Source organism: Nocardioides sp. Root1257, assembly GCF_001425175.1.
GTDB lineage: Bacteria > Actinomycetota > Actinomycetes > Propionibacteriales > Nocardioidaceae > Nocardioides.
Genome location: NZ_LMDV01000009.1, coordinates 346,607 through 369,275 on the forward strand (window position 1 = coordinate 346,607; position 22,669 = coordinate 369,275).

The following is a 22,669-nucleotide window of genomic DNA, read 5'->3' on the forward strand; positions in this document are numbered from 1 at the left end:
GCGCCACGGCGCCCCGCCGGCACCACGACTCACATGTCGAAGTCGGTGCCTGCCAGGACGGCGATCCCGAAGACCCCGACCAAGAAGACCAGGCACAGCAGCGGCGTACCGATGATCAGCACCACCAGCGTCCAGAAGACGTTGAGGTTGAGGTTCACGGATGGAGCGTAGCCGCGTCGGCTGATGCGCGAGGGCGATCGCCCGGTGGCCGGGTCGAGGTGCCACTTGTAACGCCGGGTTATTCACTGTTCCCACCCGGTTGCAACCCCGTGGGAACAGTCCGTAACCCGGCGTTACAGCAACCGGCCGTCAGCCGAGCCGCGCCAGGAGCCCCTGCCGCCAGGCCTCGGTCTCGGCGACCTGGTTGAACGTGAAGACGTGCAGGCCCTCCACCAGCGCCGTCGGCTCGGCCAGGGTGGGCGCGCACTGCTCGAGGAAGCGCTCGCCGGTGAAGCCACCCGGCGCGGCCAGCCGGGCGAAGGTGCCCTTGTGCTTGGCCAGGAAGCGGGTCGACTCACCGACGCCGATCTTGGTCGCCATCGAGAGCAGCTTCGTGCGGTCGACCGGACCGGGGATGCCGAGCAGCAGCGGCATCGTGATCCCGCGCCCGCGCATCCGGTGCACCCAGTCGCGGATCACCGCCGGGTCGAAGGTCAGGTTGCTGACCACATGGGTCGCGTAGCGACGCTTGTCCCACATCGACTGCACGGTCAGGTCGTCGTGGATGGTGGGGTGCGACTCCGGGTAGCCGGTGATCCCGACCTGGGCGAACGGCCGGCCCAGCTCGGTCAGGTCCTCCAGCAGCGACAGGGCGTCCGGGTAGTCGCCGGCCGGCTCGGCGTCACCGCCCGGCACGAAGATGCGGGTGATCTGCTTGCCGGTCAGCCGATCGCAGATCTCGGCGAGCTCCGAGCGACCGGTCACCATCCGGGCGGCGATGTGCGGGACGACGACGTACCCGTGGCCCGCGAGTCGCTCGGCCAGGTCGAACGTCGCGTCGAGGCCCTTGCTCGGCGAGGCCGTGACGGTGACGGCGACGTCGCGCGGCACGTGCGCCAGCACCTTGTCTTCGGTGCTCGCGGTGGGCAGCACCTCGTAGCGCGCCTGGGAGAGCAGCCGGGTCAGGGCCTGAGCGTTGGCCACCTTGTTGCGCATGGAGCAACTCGTTTCGTGATGCGCACCGTACGCACCAGATCCTAGACCCCCGGGTTGCGGATCGTCACCCACGAGAGCAGCCCGCCCAGCGCGAGCAGCACGGCGCAGATCACGACGGCGGACCCGTACGCCGCGTCGAAGGCGACCGGGTCGGCGTACTGCTCCCCGGTGAGCCCCACGGCGACCGGCAACGCCGCGACCGCGAGCAGCGAGCCGGCCCGGGCGACGGCGTTGTTGACGCCGCTCGCGATGCCGGCGTGCTCGTCGGGCACGGCCGCCAGCACGGTGGCCGTCAACGGCGCCACCATCAGCGCCAGGCCGAGCCCGAAGATCGTCAGACCGGGCAGGACGTCGGTCCAGTAGTTCACGTCCGCGTCCACGCCCAGCAGCAGGAGCGCGCCGCCGGCCATCACGATCGGCCCGACGGTCATCGGGATCCGCGGCCCGATCCGGCTGCCGAGCTCGCCACCCTTCGAGGCGAGCAGCAGCATGCAGACCGTGATCGGCAGCGTGGCCATGCCGGCCTCCAGGGCGCCGTACCCGCTGACGGTCTGGAGCTGCAGGACCAGGAAGAAGAGCACCGCGCCGAGGGCGGCGTAGACGAGCAGGGTCATCGCGTTCGCGGCGCTGAACGTCCGGTCCGCGAAGATGCCGAGCGGCAGCATCGGGTGGTCGCTGCGACGCTCGTCGACGACGTAGCCGACCGCCGCGAGGAGCGCCACGCCGATCGCCCAGGGCGCGGCCGCGCCGCCCCACTCGATGAGGGCGTAGGTCAGCCCGCCGAGGAAGAGCGTGGCGAGCAGCGCGCCGGTGAAGTCGAGACGGCGAGGTGCGTTCGGGTCCAGGGTCTCGGGCACGAACCGGACCGCGACCACCACCGTCACCGCGGCCAGGGGCAGGTTGATCAGGAAGATCCAGCGCCAGTCGGCGTACTCCACCAGGAAGCCGCCGAGGAACGGCCCGATCGCCGAGGCGATGCCACCGAGCCCGACCCAGGCGCCGATGGCCTTGGCCCGGTCGTCGCGGACGAACGCGCCCTGGATCATCGCGAGGCTGCCTGGCGTCAGCAGCGCGGCGCCCGCGCCCTGGAGGATGCGGGCCGCGATCAGCACGGTCGGGTTGGGCGCCAGGCCGCAGAGCAGGGACGCGAGCGCGAACCAGACCGTGCCGATCACGAAGACCCGCCGGCGGCCGTAGCGGTCGCCCAGCGAGCCGCCGAGCAGGATCAGGCTGGCCAGCGAGAGCAGGTAGCCGTTGGTGATCCACTGCAGCTGGGCCAGGGAGGCGTCGAGGTCCTCGCCGATCGTGTGCAGCGCGACGTTGACGACGGTCCCGTCGAGCATCGTCATGCCGGAGCCCAGCACCGCGGCGGCGACCACCGCGCGTCCGGTCATGGTCCCGAGCCGTACGCCGTCGGGGGCGGTGGGCAATCCGGAGGCGTCGGTCACAACGAACAAGTATCCGGGACATCCCTGATGAAGGCTTCCCTTACCTCCCACTAGGATTCTGCAATGACGCTTGTCTCCCTGAACGAGTCACGGTTGGCGGACCACGTCGACCGCCTCGGTCTCGAGCACCCACCGATCGACCTGGCGAGCGTCGACTACGCCGTACGCCGGCCGGACGTCTTCAACGAGCGCTACGGCCACGTCCTCGACTACATGGCTCGGGTCGAGCTCGAGGTCGACCGCAACGTGCTCGAGCTGACGACGCTGCTCCCCGACCCGCCGGAGATCGACCGGCGCTTCTACGCCGAGGTGTGGCAGCCGCAGGAGATCCGGCACGGACTCATCCTCGACGAGCTCCAGGTGCACCTCGGCCGCCCGGCGGCCGAGCCCGACCTGACCTCGCTCGGCGTGAAGATGCGCATCCTCGGCGCGCTCGCGCACCTCGACCCCTTCCAGGACGTCTGCCGGATGCTCTACTACCTCACCGGCATGGCGACCGAGCGGTCCGCGGTGCTCGCCTACAACCTCCTCCACGACGGGGTCGTCGAGATGGGCGAGAGCGCGATCGCGCAGACGGTGATCGCCCCCATCAAGCGGCAGGAGCCGGGCCACTACGCCTTCTACCAGCTCTCCGCCCGCGGTCTGTGGACCCAGCTCGCGGCCTGGCAGAAGTGGATGGTGCGCCGGATGCGCTCCTTCTCCTTCGCACCGGTCGGTGCCAACGACGCCACGCAGAAGGCCGACTTCGGCGACATGCTGAAGACCCTCGGCATCGACCGCGAGGTCGACCACTTCGCCAGCCAGATCTCGCGGGTCGAGCGCGAGCTGCTGTGGGCGCACCGGCGCGGCCTCACGGTCCCGCCGTACGTCGCCGCCGCGTTCCGCGAGGCCGTGGAGCTGGCCGAGGTACGACGAGCCGCCTGATCAGGCCTCGCCGCGGATGAACGCCTGCAGCGCGATCGTCGCGGCGCCGTGCGCCCAGGCCTCGAAGGACAGCGGGCGGATGATCAGCTCGGAGTGGATGGCCTGGCCGTAGGCCTGCTCGACGAAGCCGGCGCGCATCGGCTCGCGGATCAGGTCCAGCGCGGCGAGCCCCTCGCCGGTCAGGACCACGCACTGCGGCCCGAAGAGGTTGACGACCGACGCGATGCCGACGCCGAGCGCGTGCCCGGCGACCCGGAAGACCTCGGCGACCCGCTCGTCACGGCGGCCGAGGTCGACGGCCTCCTCGAGGGTGGTCACCTCGTGGCCGACCGCGGCCGCGACGTCGCGCAGGATCGACGGGGTCGTCGCCACGGTGTCGAGGCAGCCGGTCGCGCCGCAGTGGCACCGCCGGTCGCCGGCGATCGGGAGGTGCCCGAGCTCGCCCGAGACGCCGTGCACCCCGGCCAGCACCTGGCCCTGGAAGGACAGCGCACACCCGATCCCGGCGCCCACGGTGACCACCGCGAATGACGGCCGGCCCGCGCCGGCCCCGAACCACCGCTCACCGGCGGTCAGCGCGCGGACGTCGTTCTCGACGATCACCGGCAGTCCGAGCCGGGCGTGCACCATCGGCGCGAGCCGGACGCCGTGCCAGCCCAGGAAGTGGGAGTAGGAGACGAGCCCGGACTCGTCGACGCCGCCCGAGATGCCGATCGCGACGTGGCGCAGCCGCTCCTGGTGCTCCGGCGTGGAGCAGAGCTCCTCGGTGACCTCGACGATCGTGTCGACGACGGGCTCGACCTCGCGGGCAGCGAGCTCGCGTCGTACGGTCGCGATCGTCTGGCCGGCCAGGTCGACCAGCACCCCGAGCACCTCGGAGCCGGTGACCTTCAGGCCCACGACGTACGCCGCGTCGCCGCAGATCTCGACCCGGCTCGCCGGCCGGCCGAGTCCGCCGTTGACGGACGGCCCGACCTCGCGGAGGTAGCCGGCCTGGGCCAGCGGGTTGACGACCTTGGTGACGGCCGCGGAGGTGAGCCCGGTCCGGCGGGCCAGGTCGGCACGCGACATCGGCCCCTCGGTGACCAGCGCGGACATCACGCTGACGGCGCCCGGGCTGGAGGACGGCAACCCCCCGGCGCGCCTGCTGCTCACGCGCACACCGTACCGGCCCCCTTCATCCCTTCGTGGAGCCCAGCGTCAGCCCGGCGACGAACTGCCGCTGGAGCACGAAGAAGACCAGCACCACCGGGAGGGCGATCAGCACCGACCCGGCCGACAGCAGGTTGTAGTCGGTGAAGAACTGGCCGCGCAGGTTGTTGAGCGCACTGGTGATCGGGAACTTGTCGCCCTGCCCGCCGAGCAGCACCGTCGCCCAGAAGAACTCGTTGTAGACCCACGTGGTCTGCAGGGTCGCCAGCGCCGCGAGCGCCGGCTTCACCAGCGGCATCGTGAGCTGCCAGTACTGGCGCCACACGCTGGCCCCGTCGATCTGGGCCTGCTCGTAGATCTCGAACGGCAGCGTCTTCATGTAGTTGCTGAGCACGAAGGTGCAGAACCCGATCTGGAACGCCACGTTGATGGCGATCAGGCCCCAGTAGCTGCCGAGCAGCTGCCCGGTGTCGCTCATCGCCATCGGCAGCGGGACCTCGCGGTAGATCCGGAAGACCGGCACCAGCAGCGCCTGGGGAGGCAGCAGGTTGGCCGCGAGGAAGATGCCGAGCATGGCCAGGTTGAAGCGGTAGCTGAAGCGGGCCAGCACGAACGCCGCGAGCGACGACAGGAACAGCGTCAGCAGCACGGCCGGGACCGTGATGATCAGCGAGTTCAGGAAGTACTTGCCGAGGTCGGCGTCGCGCCAGACCCGCTGGTAGTTGTCGAACGTCCAGCCACCGAAGGAGAGGTAGCCGTGCGCCTGCGTGTAGGCGTAGTCGCGGAAGGAGCTCAGCACCGCCCACAGCAGCGGGAAGAGCCAGAGCAGGGCCAGCACGGCCATGCAGACGGTCGCGATCGCGCCCCGGCGCCGGTTCATCGTTCCCGCTCCTGTCGGAAGACCACGCGCAGGTAGAGCGTGATGAAGACCGACGAGATCACCATCATGATCACCGCCAGTGCCGAGCCGAAGCCGTAGCGGCTGGCCTCGCCCACGACGTTCTGCGCCACCAGGGCGCCGATCAGCTCGAGGCCGTTGGTGCCCCGGTTGATGACCCACACCAGGTCGAAGGCGCGGATCGACTCGATCACCACGATGACGACCACGATCATGTTGATCGGGCGCATCACCGGGAAGACCACCTGGAAGAACGTCTTGGTCTCGCTCGCCCCGTCGACCGCGGCGGCCTCCCGCAGCGACGCGTCGACGCCCTTCAGACCGGCGAGGTAGATCAGCATGATGTAGCCGGTGTGCCGCCAGGCGGTGGCGACCAGCGCGGCCCAGAGGTTGACCGACGGGTCGCCGTACCAGTCGATGTCGGTACCGAGCACCTGGTTGATGAGGCCCTGGTCGCGGGAGTACATCAGCTGCCAGATGAAGCCGGTCAGGGCCAGCGACAGCACGACGGGCAGGTAGAACGCGGTCTGGTAGAAGCGGCTGAAGCGCATGTTGCGGTCGAGCACGACCGCCAGGAACATGCCCAGCAGCGTCGGGCCCAGGAAGAGGAAGCCGAGCCAGATCAGGTTGTGCTTCACGGCCGGCCAGAACGGCGGGTAGATGGTCGCGATGTCCTGGTAGTTCTGGGTGCCGATCCACTGGATGGTGTCGACGTCGCCGATGCCGTTCCAGGAGCCGAACGACAGGATCACCGACAGGACGGCGGGGAACCACACCAGGGACAGCACGAAGAACGACGGCACCGCCACCATCGCGATGACGACGGCGCGGTCCCGCCAGGGCAGCCGCCGTGACGGTCGGCGGCCGGCCCTGGCGGGCGGGACGAGGTCCGGGTCAGTCGAGGTCATCAGCCACCGAAGATCGAGACCTTCTGCTGCTGGATGCTCTTCGTGACGCCGTCGATGTCGTCGGGGTCCTGGAGGAACTTCTGCAGCGACGGGATCATCACGGTCGACGCGAAGTCCGAGCGGGTGTCACGGTCGAGGAACTGCGCGATGTCGGTCGCCTGGCCGACGACCTCGGCCGACTTCTGCTGCAGCGCCGAGTAGACGCTCGTGTCGGCACCGGAGTTCGCGGCGATCAGCGGGGTGTTGCCCTTGTTGGCCGCGTCGGCCGCCTCGGCGGTGCCGAGCCACTTCATCATGTCGATCGCACCGGCCTGGTTCTTGCCGCCGGCGGCCACGCAGAAGCCGTCGATCGGGGCGTCGAGCGCGGTCGCGCCGATCGACGAGTCGAGCTCCGGGAAGGTGAAGAAGTCGAGGTCGTCCTCCTGGTCCGGGATCCCGTCGACGACGAAGGTGCCGAGCAGGTACATGCCGCACTCCCCCTTGCCCATCGACGTCGCGGCCTCCTGCCAGGTCCGGCCCAGCGGGTCCTTCTGGTGGTACGGCAGCAGACCCTTCCACGTGTCGAAGACCTGCTTGACCTCGGAGGAGTCCCAGTCCTTCTCGCCGGCCATCAGGTCCATGTGGAAGTCGAACCCGTTGATCCGCATGTTCAGGATGTCGAAGGTGCCCATCGCCGGCCAGCCGTCCTTGTCGGCGAAGGCGAACGGCGTGATCCCGTCCTTCTGCATCTTCTGCATCAGCGACATGAACTCGTCGTTGGTCGTGGGCGGCTCGTAGCCCTTCTTCTCGAAGGTCGACTTCAGGTAGAAGACCGCCCACGGGTAGTAGCCGACCGGCACGAAGTACTGCTTGCCGTCGCTGGCCGTCGCCGCCTGCTTGAAGCTGTCGCCCTGCCCGTCGATCGGCCAGACCTCGCTGACGTCGGAGATCAGGCCGGACTCGGCGAGCTGGTTCATCCGGTAGCCGGCGAACCACGTGAAGACGTCGTCCGGGCTGCCCTGGAGGTAGTTGTTGAGGTTCTCCTGGAACGTGTTGTGGTCCACGGCGTTCAGGTCGACGGTCGCGCCGGACTTCTTCGCGTAGGCATCAGCCAGCGACTTGAGCCGGTCGTACGCCGGACCCGAGCCCTTGGCCTCGTTGATCCCGAACTTCACGGTGCTGCCCGCACCGGTGCCGCCCCCGCTGTCCGAGCCGCCGCAGGCGGTCAGCAGGGTGGGCGAGGCGAGCAGCCCTGCGCCGAGCAGGGAGCCCTGGAGGAAACGCCGCCGCGAGGCGGCCATGGTGGCGACCGCGGACGGCGGGATCGGCTGCCCGAGCGGTGAGCGGCGTGGCGACATGATGGCGACCTCTCATTTGACAACACTTTCTTATAATGGGACGAATAGTCGGCGTGACTACCGTCACATGTCAACCCCCGAGCGGAGAGGCGGTCCCCGATGTCGATCTCGTTCGGCGGCGACTACAACCCCGAGCAGTGGCCGGAGGAGCTCCAGGCGGAGGACGTCCGGCTCATGAATGAGGCCGGGGTCGACCTGGCGACCGTCGGCGTCTTCTCCTGGGCACTGCTCGAGCCCGAGCCCGGCGCGTACGACTTCGCCTGGCTCGACCGGGTCCTCGACCGGCTCGGCGCGGCGGGCGTCGGGGTCGACCTCGCCACCGCCACCGCGTCGCCGCCGCCGTGGCTGGCCCACCGCCACCCCGAGGTGCTGCCCGTGACGGCCGACGGCACCACGCTCTGGCCAGGAGGCCGGCAGGCGTTCTGCCCGAGCTCGCCGGTCTACCGCGAGCACGCGCTCCGCCTCTGCCGCGCCATGGCCGAGAGGTACGCCGGGCACCCGGCCCTGCGGCTGTGGCACGTCGGCAACGAGCTCGGCTGCCACAACGCGCTCTGCTACTGCGACATGAGCGCCGCCGCGTTCCGCACCTGGCTCGCCGCGAGGTACGGCGACGTCACCGAGCTCAACCGCGCCTGGGGCACCGCGTTCTGGTCGCAGCGCTACGGATCCTTCGACGAGGTGCAGCCCCCGCGCACCGTCACCGCGACCGCCAACCCCACGCAACAGCTGGACTTCCGCCGCTTCTCCTCCGACGAGCACCTGGCCAACTTCGTCGCCGAGCGCGACGTGCTCCACGAGGTGTCGCCCGGCGTGCCGGTCACCACGAACTTCATGGTCACCAGCCACATCAAGGAGCTCGACTACCACCGGTGGGCGGCCGAGATGGACCTGATCTCCAACGACTTCTACGTGACGGCGGCCGACCCCGAGGGCTACCGGGAGCTCGCGTTCTGCGCCGACCAGACCCGCGGCCTCGCCGGCGGCGGACCGTGGCTGCTCATGGAGCAGTCGACCAGCGCGGTGAACTGGCAGCCGCGCAACGTCGCCAAGCAGCCGGGCGAGCTGCTGCGCAACAGCGTGCAGCACGTCGCTCGCGGCGCCGACGGCATCCTCTTCTTCCAGTGGCGGGCCTCGCAGGCGGGCTCGGAGAAGTTCCACTCCGCGCTGGTGCCGCACGCCGGCACCGACACCCGCGTGTGGCGGGAGGTCGTCGAGCTGAGCCGGACCCTGGACCGCCTCGACGAGGTCGTCGGCTCCCGCACGGTGAACGACGTCGCCCTCCTGGTGGACTACCAGGCCTGGTGGGCCTGCGAGCTCGACTCGCACCCGAGCGTCGACGTCACCTACCTCGACCGTCCGCACGCCGTGCACGCCGCACTGACGGACCTCGGGATCGGTGTCGACGTCGTGCATCCCGACACCGACCTGAGCGGCTACCGGCTGGTGGTGGTCCCGACGCTCTACACGGTCACCGACGCCGCCGCCGCGGCGATCGACGCCGCCGTCCGCGCCGGTGCGACCGCGCTGGTCACGTACTTCAGCGGCATCACCGACGAGCACGACCACGTCCGTCTCGGCGGCTACCCCGGTGCCTTCCGCGACCTCCTCGGCATCCGCGTCGAGGAGTTCTACCCGCTGCGGTCGGGGGAGCGGATCAGCCTCAGTGACGGGTCCGGCGCCGACGTCTGGACCGAGCTGCTCCACCTCGACGGCGCGACCGCGGAGGCGACGTACGCCGACGGGCCGCTGCCCGGCGTCCCCGCGATCACCCGGCACGAGCACGGCGAGGGCGTCGCCTGGTACGCCGCCACCCGGCTCGACCAGCACTCCCTGGACGCCCTGGTGCGACGGGTCGCGACCGAGGCCGGGGTCCGCCCGATCGCGCCCGGCCGGGCCGGTGTCGAGATCACCGAGCGCACCGACGGCCAGCGCCGATGGACCTTCGTCGTCAACCACACCGACACCGACGCGGAGGTCGACGTCGCCGGTCACGACCTGGTGCGGGACGCGGCGCACGACGGCCGGGTGCCGCCCGGCGGCGTCGCGGTGATCCGTCGATGAGCGAGCTGGTCCACCTGCGCCGCGGCGGCACCAGCCTGGTGCTGCGCCTCGACGACGACCGGCTCCCGGCCGTGCTGCACTGGGGTCCCGACCTCGGCGAGGGCGACCTCCGCGACCTGGGCGACGCCGTCGCGACGCCGTACGTCGACTCCGTCGTGATGATGCCCCCGTCGGTCGCGGTGCTCCCCCAGCACGCGGCCGGCTGGCTCGGCCGACCGGGCCTGCTCGGCAGTCGCGACGGCCGCGCCTGGTCGACGGCCTTCACGACCGTCGAGCACACCGTCACCGACGGAGCCGTCACCAGCGTCGGCCACGACCCGGAGAGCGCGCTCGACGTCAGCGTCGACCTGGAGCTCACCGTCGACGGGCTGGTGCGCGTCCGGGCGGGCGTGCGCAACCTCGCCGGCCCGGCGTACGTCGTCGACCGGCTCGAGCCCGCGCTGCCGGTCCCCGACGAGGCCGGCGAGCTGCTCGACCTCACCGGGCGCCACAACCACGAGCGGGTCCCGCAGCGACGGCCGTTCGACGTCGGCCACTGGGTGCGCGAGGCGTGGGGCGGACGTCCCGGCCACGACTCGGCCACGGTGATGTGTGCGGGCCGGCCCGGCTTCGGGTTCCGGTCCGGACGCGTCTGGGGCGTGCACCTCGCGCACAGCGGCAACCAGTCGCTCAGCGCGGAGCGCTCGTTCACCGGCTGGCGGCTGCTGCGCGGCGGCGAGCTGCTGCTGCCCGGCGAGGTCCGGCTGGAGGCGGGCGAGGAGTACTGGTCACCGTGGCTGCTCGGCTCCTGGGGCGAAGGTCTCGACGACCTGTCGCGGCGCGTGCACCGCTACCTGCGCCGACGTCCGCAGCACCCGCGCTCACCGCGCAAGGCGCTGCTCAACACCTGGGAGGCCGTGCACTTCGACCACGACCACGACAAGCTGCTCGCGCTCGCCGAGCAGGCGGCCGCCGTCGGCATCGAGCGGTTCGTGCTCGACGACGGCTGGTTCCACGCGCGCACCGCCGACCGCGCCGGGCTCGGCGACTGGTACGTCGACCGGGCCCGCTGGCCCGACGGGCTGCACCCGCTGGTGGACCGCGTGCACGAGCTCGGCATGGACTTCGGCCTCTGGGTCGAGCCCGAGATGGTCAACCTCGACTCCGAGCTCGCTCGCGCCCACCCGGACTGGCTGCTGCAGACCGAGCACGGCCCCGGGCCCGACTCGCGGCAGCAGCAGGTGCTCGACCTCGGCCACCCCGAGGTCCACGACCGCCTCCTCTGGCAGCTCTCCGCCCTCGTCACCGAGTACCGGATCGCCTTCCTCAAGTGGGACCACAACCGGCCCCTGGTCGACGCCGGGCACACGGTGACCGGACGCGCCGGCGTCCATGCGCAGACCGCGGCGGTCTACCGGCTGATGGACGAGCTGAGGCTTCGACACCCGGGCCTGGAGATCGAGTCCTGCAGCGCCGGTGGCGCGCGGCTCGACCTCGGCGTCCTCGACCGCGCCGACCGGGTCTGGGTGTCGGACTGCATCGACGCGCACGAGCGGCACCGGATGGTCCGCTGGACGGGGGTCCTGCTGCCGCCGGAGGTGATGGGCACGCACGTCGGCGCCGCCGTCGACCTCACGACGGCGAGGGGGCACACGCTCGACTTCCGTGCCGCCACGGCGATCTGGGGACACTTCGGCGTCGAGTGGGACCTGACGACGGTCTCACCCGAGGAGCTGGCGCGCCTCGGCGTGTGGGTCGCGTTCTACCGCGAGGTCCGCGACCTGCTGCACCACGGCGACGTGGTCCGCGCCGACCTCGCCAACCCGGCCCTCCAGCTCGACGGCGTCGTGGCCGAGGACCGTCGCGACGCGCTCTTCCGGCTCTCCGCCCTCGACCACAGCGCGACCCGGCCTCCGGGTCGGGTCCCGTTGCCCGGGCTCGACCCGGACACGACGTACACCGTCCGCGCGCAGGCGCCCGGCGACGTCGCGGTCAACGGCCGGACCACCGGCCAGGTGGGCTGGGCCGGCGACGGGGTGCGGCTGACCGGTCGCGTCCTCGGCACCGTGGGGATCCAGGCGCCGCTGCTGCACGTCGACGAGTCGGTGCTGATCAGGACGACGGCGACCTGAGCGCCCGGCCGGCCAGCCAGGCGATGCCGTCGGCGGTCTCGGCGGGCCGGCCGGTGGGCTGCATGACGTGGCTGAGCACCACCCGCACGACCACGTCGATGGCGACGTCGAGGTGGGCGCCGTCCAGCCCGATGTCGTAGGGCGTCACCCGCTCGGTCACCACCTGCTTGGCCACCTCGAGCAGCGAGTGGGAGTGCGTCGTCAGCAACGGCAGCAGCTCGGTGTCCGCGCCGTGCGTGGCCGACACCACCGCGTGCAGCAGCTTGTTGTCCTGGGCCAGCTCGAGGACGCCGTACGTCGCGGCGCGGATCGCGTCCACCAGGTCGTCGGGGTGGGAGTCGAAGGCCGCGGACACGACGTCGAGGAAGCGAGCGAGCTCGCGCAGGATGACGGCCTCGGCGAGACCCTCCTTCGAGCCGACCTCGTTGTAGACGGTCTGCCGGCTCACGCCGACCCGCTCGGCGAGGGAGCCCATCGTGACGCCCGACCAGCCGGACTCGGTGGTCATCGCGACCGCGGCCTCGACGATGCGTTCGCGGGTGCTCACGAGACTGATCATGTCAGTGGGGCGACGGCCTCGGTCAGCGGCACGAAGTCGACCTTCTCGCGCACCCCGCAGTCGGGGCAGCACCACGAGTCGGGCACGTCCGCCCACGCCGTACCGGCCGCGAAGCCCTCGTGCTCGTCGCCCTGCTCGACCCGGTAGGTGTACCCGCACCCGGGACACCGAGCGGCCAGCACCTCGTCCGCCGCGCCGGTGGTCGAGCCTGTCGAGACCCCCGCAGCCGACGTGGCCTCCTCCGCGACCGGCGGCGGGTACTTCGCCAGGATCCGGTCCCGCTTGCGCGGCGACAGGTTCGCCTTCGAGAGGTCGCCGTCGAAGTGCGCGAGGACCCGCGGGTCCATCACCCGGCGCCAGACGACGGGCACGATCGCGAGCACGATCATCCCGGCGTACCCGGTCGGCAGCACCGGCGACTCCTCGAAGTCGCGCAGCGACTGGTAGCGCCGGGTCGGGTTGGCGTGGTGGTCGCTGTGCCGCTGCAGGTGGTAGAGCAGCACGTTGGTGGCGATGTTGTTGGAGTTCCACGAGTGCGTGGGGTCGACCCGCTCGTAGCGCTGCCGCTCGCCGACGCCGACCTTCTGGCGCAGCATCCCGTAGTGCTCCATGTAGTTGACGACCTCGAGCAGTGAGAAGCCGACGACCGCCTGGATGAGGAGGTACGGCAGGATCCCGACGCCGAGCCAGGCGATCAGCGCGCCCCAGAGGACCAGGGACATCAGCCAGGCGTTGAGCACGTCGTTGCCGATCCGGAACGGGTGCTGCTTCTTGCGGGCGTAGCGGCGCTGCTCGATGCGCCAGGCCGACCGCAGCGAGCCGAGGACGGTGCGCGGCCAGAACTGGTAGAAATTCTCGCCGAACCGCGAGCTCGCCGGGTCCTCGGGGGTCGCGACCCGGACGTGGTGGCCGCGGTTGTGCTCGATGTAGAAGTGGCCGTAGAAGCTCTGCGCCAGCGCGATCTTGGAGAGCCAGCGCTCGTTCTCCTCGCGCTTGTGGCCGAGCTCGTGCGCGGTGTTGATGCCGATGCCGCCGATGCACCCGATGGATACCGCGAGCCCGATCTTCGAGAACGTCGACAGCTCCTCGCCGCCGAAGCCTCCCCGAGCGATCAGGTACATCGCGCCGACGAAGCCGACGTACTGGATCGGCAGGAAGAGGTAGGTGATCCACCGGTAGTAGCGGTCCTGCTCGAGCGCCTCGATCACGTCGTCGGGCGGGTTGGAGCGGTCCAGCCCGGCGACCAGGTCGATGGCCGGCACGACGACCAGGATCACGACCGGGCCGATCCAGAACCAGATCCCCCAGCCGGTCAGCGCCCACAGGCCGTAGCCGATGAAGGCGAGCGACGGCACGACGAGACCGATCAGCCAGAGGTAGCGCTTCTTGTCCTTCCAACCGGCGGTCGAGCCGGCCGAGACGGTGCTGTTCGCGATGGCGGACATCCGAGGTGCCTCCTGTCGGTGGTTGACAACACCGTACGGAATGTCAACCTGCTTGACAAGAGGGGCTCCGATGTAAACCGCAGCGTCGGTCAGGCGTTCTCCTTGCGGAAGGTCGCGGTGCCCCACCAGGTGCCGAGGGCGGCGAGGACGACGGCCCACACCGTGCCCCACAGCACGGACGACGTGCCGAAGCTGCCGGCGAACGAGTCGCGCACGGCGTCGACGATCCACTTGAACGGCATGAAGTCACTGAGGCTCTGCAGCCACTCGGGCCCGAGCGTCATCGGCAGCAGGATCCCGCTGAGCAGCAGGATCGGCATCATCACGATGTTGATGATCGGGGCCATCACGTCCTCGCTCTTGGTGGTCAGCGCGAGCGCGTTGGACGCCGCGGCACAGGCGCCGCCGACGACGAGGGTGATGACGATGCCGAGCGCGATCCCGGCCGCGTCGCCGCGCATCCCCATCGCGTAGCCGAGCGCGACCAGGATCAGCGCCTGCACGAGGAGCTGGATGACGTCGCGCATCAGGCGACCCACGAGCAGCGCCGACCGGCTCGCCGGGGTGACCCGCTCGGCCTCGATGACGCCCTCGCGCCACTCGCCGATCAGCCCGAAGCCGGCGAAGAAGGCCCCGAACATGCCGAGCTGCACCAGCAGGCCGGGCACCAGGAACGTGTAGGCGTTGTCGCTGCCCGTGTCGAACGACGACACCAGGGGCTTGAGCAGCGGCCCGAAGAGCACCAGGTAGAGCACCGGCTGCATGATCCCGATCAGCACCCAGGCGGGGTTGCGCAGGTTCATCCGGATCTGGCGCCGGAAGACGACGTTGCTCTCGCGCACGAACGTCATGCCGAGACCTCCTCGGTGGTGGGGGTGGACTCGGCGTCGCGCAGCGAGCGCCCGGTCAGGGTCAGGAACACGTCGTCGAGCGTCGGTCGGAGCACCTCGATCGAGTCGAGCTCGACCCCGGCGGACTCCAGGTCGCGCAGCAGGCCGGGGACGGCGCGACCGGCGCGCTGCACCCGTCCGCTCACGCGGCGCCCGTCGGTCTCGACACCGTCGGCGATGGACCCGAGGCGCTCGGCCGCGCGGGTGACCTGGTCGGCGGACACCTCGAGGACGACGAGGTCGCCGGAGACCTGGGCCTTGAGGTTGTCGGCGGTGTCGGACGCGACGATGGTGCCCTGGTCGATGATCAGGATCCGGTCCGCGAGGGCGTCGGCCTCGTCGAGGTAGTGCGTCGTCAGGAAGACGGTCGCACCGAGCCGCGATCGCAGGCCCTCGATGTGGTCCCAGAGGTTGGCCCGCGCCTGTGGGTCCAACCCGGTGGTCGGCTCGTCGAGGAAGACCAGCGACGGGTCGTGGATCAGCCCCATCACCACGTCGAGACGCCGCTTCTGGCCGCCCGACATGTTCTTCGGCATCCGCTTCCACAGCCCGTCGAGCTGCAGCTGCTCGAAGAGCTCCTGCCCGCGGCGTACGGCCTCAACGCGCGCCATCCCGTAGAGCATCCCGTGGTCGACGACCTCGTCCCCGGCGTACGCGCCGGAGAAGGTCGAGCCCACCTGCGAGACGTAGCCGATGCTCCGGCGCACCTGCACCGACTCCGCGACGACGTCGTAGCCGGCCACCGTCGCGGTCCCGGCGGTCGGTCGCAGGAGCGTGGTCAGCATCCGCAGCGTCGTGGTCTTGCCGGCGCCGTTGGGGCCGAGGAAGCCGACGACCTCGCCCTCCGCGACGTCGAGGTCGACGCCGTCGACGGCGCGGACCTCTCGGGCGTTCTTGCCTCGTCCGGTGTGGAACGTCTGCACGAGTCCCCGCGCGGTGATCATCTGCTCTCCCCAAGTCTCGTGGCAGGTGTTCAAGTTTGAACAGAAGTGTTCAACATTGACTAGGCGGCGTCAAGCCGACCAGAGGGGAGGACCGGGACGCCGGCCCGGACTCATCGGTCGGGCGGATCGGTCCCAGAAGGCCAGGTAGAGCGCGACCGCGCCGCCGACGAGCTCCCAGTCGGCGGCCGGCAGGTCGGGTCGCGGCCCGACCCCGCGCCGCACGACCGCCGGCTGCGGGCCGATGCGCACCAGCCACCAGTCGGGCGCGTCGTCGGGGGCCACGATCAGCACCGCGTCCTCCTCGGCGCGCAGCCGTGCCATCGCGCGGGTCGGGAGGCCCGTCAGCAGGTCGTCGATGCCGTCGGCCGCGAGGTCGGCGGAGATCCAGGTCTCGGCCGGGTCGGGGGGCCGGCCGAAGACGGCGGCCAGCGCGTCGACAGCGTTCATGGTGGTCTGGTGGCAGGCCCGGCGCGCCCAGGCGTCCTGGGGCGAGCGGGTCAGCGCCTCCACGAGCTCGATCGCGCCGTCGCGCAGCCAGTCGAGCGGGTCGCCCGTCACCGGTTCCACCGGCCCGACCTCCGCGCCGCGCAACCGCGCGGCGGTCTCCCGGTGCGCCTCGCCCTGGTGCACGACCAGGTCACGCACCGTCCACCCGGCGCGGGTCGGCACCGGCGCGTCGAGGCCCGCGCGATCGGCGTACCGCACGAACGCGACCATCGCGGCGCGCAGGCCCTCCAGGTGGCGGGCCAGGGGAAGCTGGGTGGGCACCCGTCGAGCGTGACATCCCACCCGGAGAACGGCATCCGGATTTAGGCTGCACACCGTGCCCGACTCACCGACCGTCCGACTCGCCGTCCTCGTCGACGCCGACAACATCTCGCCGTCGCACTCCGCGGCCATCCTCGCGGAGCTCGCGCGGTACGGCGTACCCACCGTGAAGCGGGCGTACGGCGACTGGACGACCCAGCAGCTGACCGGCTGGAAGTCGGAGCTCGGCCGCCACGCCATCCAGCCCATCCAGCAGTTCGCCAACACCGTCGGCAAGAACTCCACCGACTCGGCGCTGATCATCGACGCGATGGACCTGCTCTACTCCGGCAACCTCGACGCCTTCGCGATCGTCTCCAGCGACAGCGACTTCACCCGGCTCGCCACCCGGCTGCGCGAGTCCGGCAAGACCGTCTACGGCCTGGGCCGACGTCGCACGCCGGCCGCGCTGCAGTCCGCCGTCGACAAGTTCATCTTCCTCGAGGTGCTGCAGGAGGAGGGCGCCGAGCCCACCGAGGACGAGCCGACCGACGACTCCGTCGACGCGCTGCCCGAGCTCCGACCGATCCTCGAGGGCGCGATCCGCAGCACCGCCCAGGACGACGGCTGGTCGCTGCTCGGCATGATCGGCTCCTACCTGGGCAAGGCGCACGCGTCGTTCGACCCGCGCCACTACGGCTACAGCCGGCTCATCCAGCTCGCCAAGGACCAGGACTACCTCGAGGTCGACCACCAGGAGGGCAGCCAGCCCCGGGTCCGGCTGCGTCCGCAGCGAACCTCCAAGAAGTCGGCGGCGAAGAAGACCGCCGCCAAGAAGGGCTGACTCAGCGGTCCAGCAGCGCGCGGTACTTCTCGCGGTCGGCGTTCATCTGCCAGCCCGGGTCGTCCGCCGGCGGCGCCCAGGCGTCGTCCAGCTTGCCCTGCTTGAGCTCCTCGATGGTCTCGCGCAGCCAGGCGAGCTCGGCGACGGCGAGGTCCAGCCACAGCAGGACGCTGCGGCGCGCGTGCGGCGGCATGTCGCTGAGCACACCACCGGGCTTGCCCGCGGACAGCTCGGCGACGGTCCGCTCGAGCTCCACCCGGCGCGTGGTCAGGCACCGCACGACCCGGCGGTCGTCGAGCAGCGGCAGCATCGAGAACGCGACGTGGAAGGCGCTCGTCTCGTAGAGGTTCACGGTCTCCAGTGCCTCGACGAGCATCCGGTCCAGCTCCGCACGGCCACTGTCGGTCAGCTCGTAGACGGCGACCTCACGACCGGCGTCCACGAGGTCGTGCCGACGCAGGTGTCCCTGCGCGGTCAGGCTGCTCAGCCCGTGGTAGATCGACCCCGGGTTGGTGTGCGCCCACCGGTCGACCTGCCACGACAGCAGCTCGCGGCGGATCTGGTAGCCGTTGACCGGTTCGAACAGCGCGACCGCACCCAGCAGCAGCATGCGGGTCTCCTGGCCGGCCATGCCGTGAGTGTAGAGACAGCGCCCGGGCCGTAGGTTGGTCCCATGGCCAGCGCACAGCCCTTCGGGATCGACTTCGGCGGCACCGGCATCAAGGGCGCACCCGTCGACCTCGAGACCGGCGACTTCGCCGCGGAGCGCGAGCGGGTCCGCACCCCCGAGAAGTCCTCGCCCGAGGCGATCGCGGAGATCTTCGTCGAGCTGCTCGACAAGTTCCCGGACTGCACCGGCGCCGTCGGCGTGACCGTGCCCGGCGTCGTACGCCACGGCGTTGTGCACTCCGCCGCCAACATCGACAAGTCGTGGGTCGGGACCGACGCCGACAAGCTCTTCACCGACGCCACCGGCCGCGACGTGCACGTCGTCAACGACGCGGACGCCGCCGGCCTCGCCGAGGTGCGGTACGGCGCGGCGCGCGGCCGCTCCGGCCTCGTCATCGTGACCACGCTCGGCACCGGGATCGGCTCGGCCCTCGTCAACGACGGCATCCTGGTCCCCAACTCCGAGCTCGGCCACCTCGAGATCGACGGCCACGACGCCGAGTCGCGCGCGGCCAACAGCGCCCGCACCCGCGAGGACCTGTCCTGGGAGCACTGGGCCAAGCGGCTCACGAAGTACTACCGGACCCTCGAGATGCTCTTCTCCCCCGACCTCTTCGTGGTCGGCGGCGGCGTGAGCAAGGAATCGGACGAGTTCCTGCCGCTCCTCGACATCAGCACCGAGATCATCCCCGCGCAGCTGCGCAACAAGGCCGGCGTCGTCGGTGCCGCGCTCTACGCCTCCGAGGGCGGCGGCTGAGTCTCGAGCTGCTGGAGCGCGGCGATCGCGCCGCGCAGGTAGCGCTCGACGACGGCTCGCTCCTCGTCGCTGAACGAGGCGTCCAGGCGGTCGAGCGCGACGAACATCGGCAGCAGGTGCGCCAGCATCTCCTCGCGACCCGAGTCCGTGACCTGGACCTGGGTACGCCGCCGGTCCTGCTCGTGCGCCTCGCGCTCCACGTGCCCGCGCTGGACCAGGCGGTCGACCAGTCCGGTCGAGGCCGCCGTGCTGACGTCGAGGATCCGGGCGAGCTCGGCGGGCCCGAGCGGGGCGCGCATGAGGTGCTCCATCGCCACCAGGTGGCTCTCGGACAGCCCGGCGCGCCGGGCGATCACGTGGCGCAGTCGGCGTCCGGTCTCGATCAGCTCGCGCAGGGCGAGCAGGCTGCCGGTCTGCTGCCACCCCTCCGTGAACGAGCTCGCAGGACCCGCCATTTTGCCTCACTTGATTAGTTGCTAAGTTAGTTAGCGATTGTACGGCGACCCGCCACGCCTGACCAGGAGGCTCTCATGCACGCCACGACGATCATCGCCGGTCGCCGTACCGCCTGGGCCTTCGCCCTGGTCCCCATCCTGCTCGCCCTCGCCGTCATCGGGGGCGTCGGCGAGGCCCAGCACGATGCCGACTCGCGCGACCTGCTGCCGGACCACGCCGACAGCACCACCGCAGCGTGGCTGACCGACGAGCTGCCGCAGGAGACCACCGAGGCCGCGATCGTGCTCTGGACGGCGGACTCCGGGCAGCTGAGCGACAGCGCACTCGCCGCGATCAAGCCGCAGGCGGAGGGCCCGTTCGTGCCGGCGGAGGACGGCACCGCCGCGTTCACGGTCGTCCCCGTGCCGGCGGGCAACGCCGACACCGTCGGCGAGCGGGTCGAGGAGCTCCGCGACCGGCTGCGCGCCGATGCCCCCGACGGCGTGACCGTGCAGGTGACCGGACCCGCGGGTGTCCACGCCGACCTGGGCAAGGTCTTCGACGGTGCCGACCTGCGCCTGCTGCTCGCCACCATGCTGATCGTGGCGGTGCTGCTCGTGGTGACCTACCGCAGCCCGGTCCTCTGGCTGGTCCCGCTCGTGGTCGTCGGGCTCGCCGACCGGGTCGCGGTCGTGGCGGCCACCCACACGCTGGACGCCGCCGGCCTGCCCTGGGACGGCACCACGACGGGCGTGCTCTCCGTGCTGGTCTTCGGCGCGGGCACCGACTACGCCCTGCTGCTGATCTCCCGCTACCGCGACGAGCTGCGCGTCACCGCGTCCCGGCACGAGGCGATGGCGCACGCGCTGCGCCGTACGTCGGAGGCGGTGCTGGGCAGCGCGACGACCGTGTTCCTCGCGGTCCTCACGCTGCTGCTCTCGCTCACCCCGGCCACTCGCGGCCTCGGGCTCGCCTGTGCCGTCGGTGTCGTCGTCGCCGCGGCGTTCGCGCTGGTGGTGCTGCCGGCGACGCTGGTCCTGTGCGGTCGCTGGGTCTTCTGGCCGATGGTGCCGCGGCACGGCGACACCTCCCAGGCCGACCGGGACGGCGTCTTCCACCGGGTCGGTCGGCTGGTCGCACGCCGGCCCGGGGCGGTCGTGACCGGCACGCTGGTGCTGCTCGCGGTGCTGGCGAGCGGCCTGGTCGGGATGCGCTTCGGGCTCGACGAGGCCGACCAGCTGCTCGACCGGCCCGAGGCCGTCACCGCGGCCGACCGGCTCGCGGAGTCGTTCCCGGCGGGCACCGTCGAGCCGACGCAGGTGCTGACGCGGGCCGACGGCGACCAGGTGCTCGCCGCGGTCGAGGGGACCGAGGGCGTCGAGTCCGCACGGGTGAGCGCCGAGGGTGGGGGTCTCACCCAGATCGAGGCGGTCCTCGCGGCGGACCCGGGATCGGCGGCCGCCCGGGCGACGGTCGGCGACCTCCGCGACGCGCTCGACGGCGTACCCGACACCTACGTCGGCGGCAACGAGGCGGAGGCGGTCGACGGTCGGGCCGCCGCGGCGCGCGACCTGCGACTGATCGTCCCGCTCATCCTCGTGATGGTGCTGCTCGGCCTCGCCGCGCTGCTGCGCTCGCTGCTGGGGCCGGTGCTGCTCGTGCTCTCGGTGGTCGCGACGTACGTCGCCGCGCTCGGCGCCTCGTGGTGGATCTTCTCCACGGTCTTCGACTTCGCGGCCGTCGACCTGAAGATCCCGCTCTTCGCGTTCCTCTTCCTGGTCGCGCTGGGCGTCGACTACAACATCTTCCTGGTCACCCGAGCCCGGGAGGAGGCCGCCGAGCACGGCTCCCGCGAGGGCATGCTGCGCGCCCTCGCCGTCACCGGCGGCGTCATCACCAGCGCCGGCATCCTGCTGGCGGCGGTGTTCGCCGTGCTCGGCGTGCTGCCCCTGGTCGCCCTCGCCCAGCTCGGCACGATCATCTGCGTCGGCGTCCTGCTCGACACGCTCGTCGTGCGCACCATGCTGGTGCCGGCGATCGCCGTGCTCCTGGGCGACCGGTTCTGGTGGCCGCGCCGGGTGTGACGTGCGTGGTTGGCCTTCGCAGTTGTCGCTGGTCGCTGGTCCGGCGTGTCGTGCGGGTTTCACCGGCTGGCCGCCAAAACCCGCAGACCTGTCGACCGAAACCTGCACGACCCGCCGGTCCCGGTCCGCGCGCCGCGCGGGGTTCGGCTGACAGGCCAGGTCACGCCGCCCAGAGCTGCCCGGCCAACGTCGCGCGGATCCGGGCAGCCGTACGCTCGGGCTCGAACAGGTCCGCCCAGGTGATTCGGATGCAGCGCCAGCCCGTGATCCCGCAGATCCGCTCCTCTCGGCGCTTCTCACGCAGCACCGCGTCGACAACCGACTCTCCCGGCCGTCGGTGGCGCAGATACTTCTCCTTGCCGTCGAACTCGAGGAACACCCGAGCTCGGGCCAGGCGAAGTCGACGCGGCCGGCGAGTCGGCCGCTGGCGTCGAACACCTCGACCTGGAGCTGCGGCTTCGGCAGGTGCTGGCGCCAGAACAGGTGCAGGCTCCGCGACTCACCGGCCGACTCGCAGCGACCGTCGGCCAGTCCGAGCACGATCGGTGTCGTCGCGGTGTAGGGGTCGTGCTCCAGCCCAGCAGCCCGCCGTTCGAGCAGCTCGAGCGTCGTCTCCTCGGCGTGCAGGAGGCCGTTGATGGTGACGAGTGCGTGGGGTACGTCGGCGATCGCGATCATGTCGAGGGCGGTGCGCGTTCCGGACGTGACGGGGATGCCGTCCCGGACGGTCAGGTCCTCGGCGAGCAGGTGGCCACGGTGCTGGACCTTGCCACCGGCACGGCGGCTCGCCTTGTGGTCCAACCTCGCCAGGTGCACCTCCGGCCCCATGTCCCAGACGGGCGCGCCGAGCACGTCGGCCGCACTCGGTCCCGCCAGCGCGACCCGGGAGCGTGCGCAACGCAGGGTGGCGAGCGCGACGAGCTTCCGTCGGTCGACGTCGTCGAGCCCACGCCAGTGCCCGCCCTCGGTGTAGGCACCGTGCCGTAGGCGGTGGAGCGCTCCGGCCCGCGTCATCCGGGCGATGGCGCGGTCGTCGTACCCACCCGCGAGCAGCTCGCGCGTCAGCAGGACGTGGTCGTTGGTCAGGTCGATGGACGTCAGCGAGATCAAGGTCATGCAGATCCGTGGCCCCGCACGCGAAGGATCACCCAATGACATCCGAGCGCTGTGGACAGGGGCGTCGACTCACAGGCGTACGCCGGAAACCGGCCTGCGGCGGTCAGCACCCGTCAGCCGAAACCCGCACGACGCGCCGGCGCTTGTCGGCGAGTCGCGCGGGTTCTGGCGGTCAGCCGGTGAAA

22 protein-coding genes are annotated in these 22,669 nt (G+C 71.2%); 7 read left to right on the top strand and 15 right to left on the bottom strand.

Features of this window, described 5'->3' with window-relative positions:
• Positions 1-29 precede the first annotated feature (29 nt).
• The 3 genes from ASC77_RS27725 to ASC77_RS15940 form a co-directional block, all read right to left on the bottom strand.
• Complete coding sequence (locus ASC77_RS27725; RefSeq protein ID WP_268788424.1) at positions 30-158, bottom strand: hypothetical protein; 129 nt, start codon at positions 156-158, stop codon at positions 30-32.
• Between the two features lie 151 nt (positions 159-309).
• The gene (locus ASC77_RS15935) at positions 310-1,155 is read right to left on the bottom strand and encodes a methylenetetrahydrofolate reductase (protein WP_056155031.1); all 846 of its coding nucleotides are present in this window, start codon (positions 1,153-1,155) and stop codon (positions 310-312) included.
• A 41-nt stretch (positions 1,156-1,196) separates the two neighbouring features.
• Positions 1,197-2,549, bottom strand: a complete 1,353-nt coding sequence (locus ASC77_RS15940) for an MFS transporter (RefSeq protein ID WP_056156519.1) — start codon at positions 2,547-2,549, stop codon at positions 1,197-1,199.
• Between the two features lie 117 nt (positions 2,550-2,666).
• Here ASC77_RS15940 and ASC77_RS15945 point away from each other — a divergent pair, with 117 nt between their 5' ends.
• Entirely contained in the window at positions 2,667-3,527 is an 861-nt protein-coding gene (locus ASC77_RS15945; RefSeq protein WP_056155034.1) for a hypothetical protein, read from the top strand.
• Here the strand turns inward: ASC77_RS15945 and ASC77_RS15950 are convergent, their stop codons facing one another.
• The 4 genes from ASC77_RS15950 to ASC77_RS15965 are packed head-to-tail and all read right to left on the bottom strand — an operon-like array spanning position 3,528 to position 7,822.
• Positions 3,528-4,682, bottom strand: a complete 1,155-nt coding sequence (locus ASC77_RS15950) for an ROK family transcriptional regulator (protein ID WP_156391127.1) — start codon at positions 4,680-4,682, stop codon at positions 3,528-3,530. It abuts the gene before it with no gap.
• A gap of 22 nt (positions 4,683-4,704) precedes the next feature.
• On the bottom strand, positions 4,705-5,559 hold the full coding sequence (locus tag ASC77_RS15955) for a carbohydrate ABC transporter permease (protein WP_056155041.1): 855 nt from the start codon (positions 5,557-5,559) through the stop codon (positions 4,705-4,707).
• Positions 5,556-6,485, bottom strand: coding sequence for a carbohydrate ABC transporter permease (locus tag ASC77_RS15960; RefSeq protein WP_056155044.1), 930 nt, complete (start codon positions 6,483-6,485; stop codon positions 5,556-5,558). Before ASC77_RS15960 ends, ASC77_RS15955 begins: the two co-directional genes overlap by 4 nt.
• Positions 6,485-7,822 carry an ABC transporter substrate-binding protein gene (locus tag ASC77_RS15965; RefSeq protein WP_056155047.1) on the bottom strand — a complete coding sequence of 446 codons (1,338 nt, stop codon included), beginning with the start codon at positions 7,820-7,822 and terminating at the stop codon, positions 6,485-6,487. The genes ASC77_RS15960 and ASC77_RS15965 overlap by 1 nt, the downstream gene beginning before the upstream one ends.
• A 99-nt stretch (positions 7,823-7,921) precedes the next feature.
• Here ASC77_RS15965 and ASC77_RS15970 point away from each other — a divergent pair, with 99 nt between their 5' ends.
• Together ASC77_RS15970 and ASC77_RS15975 are read left to right on the top strand one after the other, a co-directional pair.
• Positions 7,922-9,883 carry a beta-galactosidase gene (locus tag ASC77_RS15970; protein ID WP_056155050.1) on the top strand — a complete coding sequence of 654 codons (1,962 nt, stop codon included), beginning with the start codon at positions 7,922-7,924 and terminating at the stop codon, positions 9,881-9,883.
• Complete coding sequence (locus ASC77_RS15975; RefSeq protein WP_056155053.1) at positions 9,880-11,994, top strand: alpha-galactosidase; 2,115 nt, start codon at positions 9,880-9,882, stop codon at positions 11,992-11,994. Before ASC77_RS15970 ends, ASC77_RS15975 begins: the two co-directional genes overlap by 4 nt.
• On the opposite strand, the gene ASC77_RS15980 is transcribed toward ASC77_RS15975, so the two are convergent.
• The 5 genes from ASC77_RS15980 to ASC77_RS16000 all read right to left on the bottom strand — a co-directional run bounded on the left by ASC77_RS15980 (position 11,975) and on the right by ASC77_RS16000 (position 16,600).
• Positions 11,975-12,541 carry a TetR/AcrR family transcriptional regulator gene (locus ASC77_RS15980; RefSeq protein ID WP_235547710.1) on the bottom strand — a complete coding sequence of 189 codons (567 nt, stop codon included), beginning with the start codon at positions 12,539-12,541 and terminating at the stop codon, positions 11,975-11,977. The two genes, ASC77_RS15975 and ASC77_RS15980, sit on opposite strands and share 20 nt — an antisense overlap.
• Before the next feature lie 8 nt (positions 12,542-12,549).
• Positions 12,550-13,998: a fatty acid desaturase gene (locus ASC77_RS27490; RefSeq protein WP_056155061.1), complete on the bottom strand. Its 1,449-nt coding sequence runs from the start codon at positions 13,996-13,998 to the stop codon at positions 12,550-12,552.
• 89 nt (positions 13,999-14,087) lie between these two features.
• Complete coding sequence (locus ASC77_RS15990; protein WP_056155066.1) at positions 14,088-14,849, bottom strand: ABC transporter permease; 762 nt, start codon at positions 14,847-14,849, stop codon at positions 14,088-14,090.
• On the bottom strand, positions 14,846-15,832 hold the full coding sequence (locus ASC77_RS15995) for an ATP-binding cassette domain-containing protein (RefSeq protein WP_056155067.1): 987 nt from the start codon (positions 15,830-15,832) through the stop codon (positions 14,846-14,848). Before ASC77_RS15995 ends, ASC77_RS15990 begins: the two co-directional genes overlap by 4 nt.
• Before the next feature lie 69 nt (positions 15,833-15,901).
• Positions 15,902-16,600 (bottom strand): maleylpyruvate isomerase N-terminal domain-containing protein, encoded by a 699-nt coding sequence (locus ASC77_RS16000; protein WP_235547711.1) that lies wholly within the window; start codon positions 16,598-16,600, stop codon positions 15,902-15,904.
• A 55-nt stretch (positions 16,601-16,655) separates the two neighbouring features.
• On the opposite strand from ASC77_RS16000, the gene ASC77_RS16005 reads away from it, so the two are divergent.
• Positions 16,656-17,423, top strand: coding sequence for an NYN domain-containing protein (locus ASC77_RS16005; protein ID WP_056155070.1), 768 nt, complete (start codon positions 16,656-16,658; stop codon positions 17,421-17,423).
• 1 nt (position 17,424) lies between these two features.
• On the opposite strand, the gene ASC77_RS16010 is transcribed toward ASC77_RS16005, so the two are convergent.
• On the bottom strand, positions 17,425-18,054 hold the full coding sequence (locus tag ASC77_RS16010; RefSeq protein ID WP_056155073.1) for a PadR family transcriptional regulator: 630 nt from the start codon (positions 18,052-18,054) through the stop codon (positions 17,425-17,427).
• 42 nt (positions 18,055-18,096) lie between these two features.
• Here ASC77_RS16010 and ppgK point away from each other — a divergent pair, with 42 nt between their 5' ends.
• The gene (gene ppgK, locus ASC77_RS16015) at positions 18,097-18,849 is read left to right on the top strand and encodes a polyphosphate--glucose phosphotransferase (protein ID WP_056155077.1); all 753 of its coding nucleotides are present in this window, start codon (positions 18,097-18,099) and stop codon (positions 18,847-18,849) included.
• Here ppgK and ASC77_RS16020 read toward each other — a convergent pair.
• The gene (locus ASC77_RS16020) at positions 18,825-19,304 is read right to left on the bottom strand and encodes a MarR family winged helix-turn-helix transcriptional regulator (protein WP_056155080.1); all 480 of its coding nucleotides are present in this window, start codon (positions 19,302-19,304) and stop codon (positions 18,825-18,827) included. The two genes, ppgK and ASC77_RS16020, sit on opposite strands and share 25 nt — an antisense overlap.
• 75 nt (positions 19,305-19,379) lie before the next feature.
• On the opposite strand from ASC77_RS16020, the gene ASC77_RS16025 reads away from it, so the two are divergent.
• Positions 19,380-21,368, top strand: coding sequence for an MMPL family transporter (locus tag ASC77_RS16025; RefSeq protein ID WP_056155083.1), 1,989 nt, complete (start codon positions 19,380-19,382; stop codon positions 21,366-21,368).
• A 160-nt stretch (positions 21,369-21,528) separates the two neighbouring features.
• Here ASC77_RS16025 and ASC77_RS16030 read toward each other — a convergent pair whose 3' ends face one another.
• Positions 21,529-21,747, bottom strand: a complete 219-nt coding sequence (locus tag ASC77_RS16030; RefSeq protein ID WP_056155086.1) for a hypothetical protein — start codon at positions 21,745-21,747, stop codon at positions 21,529-21,531.
• Between the two features lie 188 nt (positions 21,748-21,935).
• Here ASC77_RS16030 and ASC77_RS16035 point away from each other — a divergent pair, with 188 nt between their 5' ends.
• A complete protein-coding gene (locus ASC77_RS16035; protein WP_056155088.1) occupies positions 21,936-22,355 on the top strand; it encodes a hypothetical protein in 420 nt (139 codons plus the stop codon).
• The last annotated feature ends 314 nt before the right edge of the window (positions 22,356-22,669 follow it).